This window comes from Tropicimonas sp. (assembly GCF_047971885.1).
Taxonomy (GTDB): domain Bacteria; phylum Pseudomonadota; class Alphaproteobacteria; order Rhodobacterales; family Rhodobacteraceae; genus Tropicimonas.
Genome location: NZ_JBKEAE010000053.1, coordinates 1 through 5824, shown reverse-complemented (window position 1 = coordinate 5824; position 5824 = coordinate 1). Strand labels below are relative to the sequence as shown.

General features: G+C 63.3%; 8 protein-coding genes. 4 read left to right on the top strand and 4 right to left on the bottom strand.

Annotated elements, in window-relative coordinates:
- Positions 1 to 277: TCP-1/cpn60 chaperonin family protein (locus tag ACK5IR_RS05480; RefSeq protein WP_416926696.1), on the bottom strand; the 277-nt coding region annotated here is incomplete at its 3' end.
- Positions 278 to 325: 48 nt separating this feature from the next.
- On the bottom strand, positions 326 to 613 hold the full coding sequence (groES, locus tag ACK5IR_RS05475; protein WP_416926694.1) for a co-chaperone GroES: 288 nt from the start codon (positions 611 to 613) through the stop codon (positions 326 to 328).
- Between the two features lie 286 nt (positions 614 to 899).
- On the opposite strand from groES, the gene ACK5IR_RS05470 reads away from it, so the two are divergent.
- Positions 900 to 1820, top strand: a complete 921-nt coding sequence (locus tag ACK5IR_RS05470) for a manganese-dependent inorganic pyrophosphatase (protein ID WP_416926692.1) — start codon at positions 900 to 902, stop codon at positions 1818 to 1820.
- Between the two features lie 4 nt (positions 1821 to 1824).
- On the opposite strand, the gene ACK5IR_RS05465 is transcribed toward ACK5IR_RS05470, so the two are convergent.
- The gene (locus ACK5IR_RS05465; protein ID WP_416926690.1) at positions 1825 to 2262 is read right to left on the bottom strand and encodes a MarR family winged helix-turn-helix transcriptional regulator; all 438 of its coding nucleotides are present in this window, start codon (positions 2260 to 2262) and stop codon (positions 1825 to 1827) included.
- Positions 2263 to 2393: 131 nt separating this feature from the next.
- Between ACK5IR_RS05465 and ACK5IR_RS05460 the strand changes: the two genes are divergently transcribed.
- The 3 genes from ACK5IR_RS05460 (at position 2394) to ACK5IR_RS05450 (ending at position 4481) form a co-directional block, all read left to right on the top strand.
- A complete protein-coding gene (locus tag ACK5IR_RS05460; protein ID WP_416926688.1) occupies positions 2394 to 2840 on the top strand; it encodes a hypothetical protein in 447 nt (148 codons plus the stop codon).
- Between the two features lie 115 nt (positions 2841 to 2955).
- Positions 2956 to 3825, top strand: coding sequence for an HAD family hydrolase (locus tag ACK5IR_RS05455; RefSeq protein ID WP_416926686.1), 870 nt, complete (start codon positions 2956 to 2958; stop codon positions 3823 to 3825).
- A gap of 212 nt (positions 3826 to 4037) precedes the next feature.
- Positions 4038 to 4481 (top strand): MaoC family dehydratase, encoded by a 444-nt coding sequence (locus tag ACK5IR_RS05450; RefSeq protein ID WP_416926698.1) that lies wholly within the window; start codon positions 4038 to 4040, stop codon positions 4479 to 4481.
- A gap of 111 nt (positions 4482 to 4592) precedes the next feature.
- Here the strand turns inward: ACK5IR_RS05450 and trpB are convergent.
- The coding region (gene trpB / locus ACK5IR_RS05445) for a tryptophan synthase subunit beta (protein ID WP_416926685.1) at positions 4593 to 5824 on the bottom strand (1232 nt) is incomplete at its 5' end.

Sequence of the window (5824 nt, the reverse complement as noted above, 5' to 3'; positions counted from 1 at the left end):
TAGCGGTGGTGGTGCCGTCGCCGGCCTCGTCATTGGTGCGCGAGGCGACTTCCTTCACCATCTGCGCGCCCATGTTCTCGAACTTGTCCTCAAGCTCGATTTCCTTGGCGACGGTCACGCCATCCTTGGTGATGCGCGGCGCGCCGAACGACTTGTCGAGGACAACGTTGCGGCCCTTGGGGCCCAGCGTCACCTTGACCGCATCGGCCAGAATGTTGACGCCCTTGAGCATCTTGTTGCGGGCTTCGGAATCGAATTTGACGTCCTTGGCAGCCATGAATTGCTACTCCTGAATTTCGTGTGGGTTTTAGGGAAGCGGACGCGATCAGGCGATGATGCCCAGAATGTCGCTTTCCTTCATGATCAGCAGTTCCTTGCCGTCGATGGTGACCTCGGTGCCCGACCATTTGCCGAACAGGATCTTGTCGCCTTCCTTGACGTCCATCGCGATGCGATCGCCATCCTCGTCCTTGGCGCCGGCGCCAACAGCGATCACGAGGCCTTCGGCAGGCTTTTCCTTGGCGCTGTCGGGGATGATCAGGCCGCCAGCGGTTTTCTCGTCGCTTTCGACGCGCTCGACCAGAACCCGGTCATGCAGCGGTGTAAATGCCATGTCGGAACGCTCCTACGTTCTTGTGGGTTTTCGGTTAGCACTCACTCCAGGCGAGTGCCAATGGCGCTGATTTAGGCAAGCGCCTCCGGGCTGTCAACGGGGCGTGGCAGGAACTTTTTCCACCGAACCGCGCATGGACGGCATGCCGCCACTCGGGGCGGCGCCTATGGATCTGGCCGTACACGCCGCCGCCCCGACCAGGCGCCACAGCCGATCACCCCATGACAGTCCGGCCCCGGCCGGCTAAAAGGGCAGCGATTTCGCTCGTCAAGAAACGGATAGCACCATGACCATCAAGGTTTTCGGCCACAAGGCCCCCGACACCGATTCGACCGGCTCGCCCATCATCTGGGCCTGGTATCTTTCCGAAATCAAGGGGACCCCGGCCGAGGCGAAGCTTTTGGGCGAACCCAACACAGAGGCTGCCTTTGTGCTGGAACGCTGGAAGCTGGCGAAGCCCGGGATCATCTCGGAGGCGGGCGCCGGCGCGCCGGTTGTCATCGTCGACACCAACAACCCCGCCGAACTGCCCGCCGACATCAACGAGGCCGATATCCTGCAGATCATCGATCACCACAAGCTGGCTGGCGGAATCGAGACCAGATCGCCGATCGACATCACCATGCGCCCGCTGGCCTGCACCGCAACCATCATGTACCAGCTCATGGGCGAGGACGCGGCGAAAATGCCCGAGGCGATCCGCGGCGCGATGCTGTCGTGCATCCTGTCGGACACGATGGAATACCGCTCGCCCACCACCACCGATGCCGACAGGGCGCTGGCTGAAAAGCTGGCGGCGGAACTCGGCGTGAACGTTGCCAGCTATGCCGCCGAGATGTTCGCGGCGAAATCCGATGTCTCGGCCTTTTCGGACGTGGAACTGCTCCGCATGGACAGCAAGGAATACGCCGTTGACGGGGTAAAGTTCCGCGTCTCGGTTCTGGAAACCACGGCGCCGCAAATCCCGCTCGACCGCAAGGACAGCCTGATGGCGGCCATGAAAACCGTGGCGGCCGAGGACGGCGTCGATCAGGTGCTTCTGTTTGTGGTCGACATCCTGAACGAGGAGGCCACGCTGCTGGTTCCCAACGATCTGGTGAAAGGCGTGGCCGAAAAGAGCTTTGGCGTGACCGTCAGCGGCGACACCGTGGTTCTGCCCGGCATCCTGAGCCGCAAGAAGCAGATCATCCCCAACCTGAAGGTCTGACGGCTCAGGCGCCGCGCTTCACCGCCGCGCCGACCACCGCGCCTATCGACGAAACCAGCCTGCGCCGCTCCTCCTCCGGGAGCGGCGCAAGCATTTCGGCATTGACCGCCTCTGCCGCGGCAACCGCCGGAGCCTGCGCCGACCGGCCCGTCCCGGTCAGGCGAATCCGGCGGCTGCGCCCGTCCTCCGGATCCGGCTCGCGCCGGATCAGCCCGTCGCGCTCCATCCGCGACAGCGTGTTGGCGATGGTCGCCTGCTCGATATTCAAACGCGAAACTAGCGCCTTCTGTGTCAGCCCGTCCTCCTCCCACAATTCCAGCAGGGCGGGAAAGTAGCCGGTGCTGAGCCCCAGCGGCTTCAGGCGGCGCTGCAACGCCTGCTCCATGATCCGCGCCAGATGGTTGGTGACGAATCCCAGAGACTCCGACCTGTGGAATGCCATGTGTCGCTCCCTGTGCGGCTCTGGTCCGGACAATGTGCATTTTTACGTAATATAGCAAGCTATATAATAATATATAGTCTGCTATGTTTATTGCCATGCCACATGTCATCTTTCGAAAAAGGAAACCAGCCATGCTGAAACGAATCCACGCCATCGCCGGCGCCGTTGCTCTCCTCACCATTGCCAGCTTCTGGGTGATGACCATCTGGGCCGAAACACTTGGCACTACCGGCCAGGTCGTGGCGGTGAAACAGGCCATCCAGACCGGTTTGTGGGTGCTTGTCCCGGCGTTGGCGGCCACCGGCCTGACAGGGCAGCGACTGGTGCGAAACCCCCGCCTGCCGCTGGTACGGGCCAAGATGCGGCGCATGCAGGTCGCGGCGGGGCTCGGCCTGCTGGTCCTCGTGCCCGCGGCCATCCTGCTGGCGCGCTGGTCCGCGACCGGGCAATTCGGTGCGGCCTTTGTCATCGTCCAGATTCTCGAACTGGCGGCGGGGGCGACCAATGCCACACTTCTGAGCCTGAACTTCCGCGACGGTCTGCGCCTTTCGGGCAGAATGCGGCGCCGCACCGCATGACCGAGGACGCGGGGCGATGCGCGGCGGCCGTCGGCAAACGGGCTACCGTCCGTTTGCCGACTGGGCTATAGCCGCTCCGGGCGGGCCTTCCCCGTCCCGTCGACCCGGAGGCCCCATGACCCGCATCATCGAACATCTTTCCGAAATCTCCTCAATGTACGACGCAGCCTTTGTCGATCTCTGGGGCTGTCTGCACAACGGGATCGCGGCCTTCCCCGAGGCAGTCGCCGCCTGCCGGACCTTTCGCCGGCAGGGCGGAAAGGTTGTTCTGCTGACCAACGCCCCCCGCCCCCGCGCGACCATCGCCGAACAGGTCCGGCGTTTCGGCATACCCGACGACGCATGGGACACGATAGCGACCTCGGGCGATTCGGCACGGTTCGCCATGTTCTCGGGCGCGGTGGGTAACAGGGTCTACCATATCGGCCCGGAACACGACCTCGTGTTCTTCGAGCCGCTGAAGATGATGGACCATCCGGTGGCGATCACCCGTGTTCCGCTGACCGGGGCCGAGGGCATCGTCTGCACCGGCCCGTTCGATCCACATGCCGATCCGTCCGTCAACCGGCCCGATTTTCTCTATGCCAAGACAAAGGGGATGAAACTACTCTGCGCCAACCCCGATATCGTGGTCGATCGCGGTGAAACCCGCGAATACTGCGCCGGCGCGCTGGCGGCGCTCTATAGCGAAATGGGCGGTGAAAGCCTCTATTTCGGCAAGCCTCACCCGGCGATCTACGATCTCGCCCGGCGGCGGCTGGCGGAATTCGCCCAGGTTCCGGACGACCGGATTCTGTGTATCGGCGACGGAATCGCAACCGATGTCCGGGGCGCCATGGGCGAATCGCTCGACGTTCTCTACATCACCGGCGGCCTTGCCGCAGCCGAGACCGGCACAATCCGCCAGCCCGATCCGGCAATGCTCGAAACCTATCTCGAAGCACAACAGACATCGGTCACCTACGCCATGGGTTACCTCCGCTAGACCGGCCTCGGGCTCGGCGGGGGAATCCCCCGGGAAATCCGGGCAGCCGCCCACATCGGCTGCCCGGCTGGATTTCTCGTTCTCGACGCGATTCCCCTCGGCAACAAAATTGCGCTTGACCGAAGTCAAATCTGCCTATTATTACTTTCTGCATTGCAGCATTGGCGGCCTTCGGCTACGCTGAAGGCATGGGAAACACAGGAACAGGCATGATGCTCGACAACATGACCCGCGGTACGATTTATATCGAGGATCTTGAAATCGGTATGATCCGCGATCTGACCAAGCTGGTCACATCCGAGGATATTGAGATGTTTGCCGAAGTGACATCCGACAGGAATCCGGTTCATCTCGACGAGGAATATGCGCAGGAAAGCATGTTCGAGGGGCGGATCGCCCACGGCATGCTGACCGCCGGGCTGATCTCGGCGGTGATCGGCGAACAGCTTCCCGGCCACGGCACGATCTATCTGGGCCAGACGCTGCGGTTTCTCGCCCCGGTGCGCCCCGGCGATATCGTCCATGCCGAAGTCGAGGTTGCCGAGATCGACTTCATGAAACGCCGGGTGAAACTGCTGACCCGCGCCAAGGTGGGGCACACGCTGGTTCTTCAGGGCGAAGCCACCGTGCTTGCCCCGTCGCTGAAGCTGGACTGACAGGCCGACGGCCGCACGCCTGCACCGGCCTCGAAGATCCCGCGACCGGGCGCTTCGCGGCGCAGGATTCGGTCGGGCGCCGATGGTTCGTTACACCCGCGGCTGCCGCGCTCAGTCCGTCTCGCCCATGTCCACGCCGAGCACCCGGGCGACGGTGAAGATATCCTTGTCGCCGCGTCCGCACATGTTCATGCAGATGAGGTGATCGGCAGGCAATTCCGGCGCGATCTTCATCACATGGGCCAGCGCGTGCGACGGTTCGAGCGCCGGGATGATACCCTCCAGTTCGCAGCAAAGCTGAAACGCCGCCAGCGCCTCGACATCGGTGACCGAGACGTATTGCGCCCGCCCCGTCTCGTGCAGCCAGGAATGCTCCGGCCCGATACCGGGATAGTCGAGCCCGGCCGAGATCGAATGCCCCTCGCGTATCTGCCCGTCCGCATCCTGCAACAGATAGGTGCGGTTGCCATGCAGCACCCCGGGCCTGCCGCCGGTGAGCGAGGCGCAATGTTCCATCCTGGCATCGACACCCTTGCCGCCGGCCTCCACCCCGATGATCTCGACCGACGGATCGTCGAGGAAGGGATAGAACAGCCCCATCGCGTTAGATCCGCCGCCGATCGCCGCGACCAGCGTATCGGGCAGGCGCCCCTCGCGCTCCAGCATCTGGGCGCGAGCCTCCTTGCCGATGATCGACTGGAAATCGCGCACCATCGCCGGATAGGGGTGCGGGCCCGCTACCGTGCCGATGCAATAGAACGTATCGCGCACATTGGTCACCCAGTCGCGCAGCGCATCGTTCATCGCGTCCTTCAGCGTGCCGCGCCCCGAGGTCACCGGAACGACCTCGGCCCCCAGAAGCTTCATGCGGAACACGTTCGGCGCCTGGCGTCTGACATCGGTTGCCCCCATGTAGACGACACATTTCATCCCGAACTTGGCGCAGACTGTCGCCGTCGCCACACCGTGCTGGCCGGCACCGGTTTCGGCGATGATACGCGTCTTGCCCATCCGCCGCGCCAGCAGAAGCTGGCCAAGCACGTTGTTGATCTTGTGCGCGCCGGTGTGGTTCAACTCGTCGCGCTTGAAATAGATCCGCGCCCCGCCGAGATGCGCCGTCATCCGGTCGGCAAAATAGAGCGGCGAGGGCCGGCCGACATAATGGGTCCACAGGTCGTCCATCTCGGCCCAAAAATCCGGATCGGTCTTGGCGCGCTCGTATTCCGCCTCGAGATCGAGGATTAGCGGCATCAGCGTTTCGGAAACGAAACGGCCGCCGAAAATGCCGAAGCGGCCATTCTCGTCGGGGCCCGAGCTAAAGGTGTTGGGAGTGGTCTGGTTCA

Coding starts and splice junctions, on each gene's coding strand:
- ACK5IR_RS05450 (WP_416926698.1), top strand. CDS start 4,038: ATGCTCGACAACATGACCCGCGGTACGATTTATATCGAGGATCTTGAA.
- ACK5IR_RS05460 (WP_416926688.1), top strand. CDS start 2,394: ATGCTGAAACGAATCCACGCCATCGCCGGCGCCGTTGCTCTCCTCACC.
- ACK5IR_RS05455 (WP_416926686.1), top strand. CDS start 2,956: ATGACCCGCATCATCGAACATCTTTCCGAAATCTCCTCAATGTACGAC.
- ACK5IR_RS05465 (WP_416926690.1), bottom strand. CDS start 2,262: ATGGCATTCCACAGGTCGGAGTCTCTGGGATTCGTCACCAACCATCTG.
- ACK5IR_RS05470 (WP_416926692.1), top strand. CDS start 900: ATGACCATCAAGGTTTTCGGCCACAAGGCCCCCGACACCGATTCGACC.
- groES (WP_416926694.1), bottom strand. CDS start 613: ATGGCATTTACACCGCTGCATGACCGGGTTCTGGTCGAGCGCGTCGAA.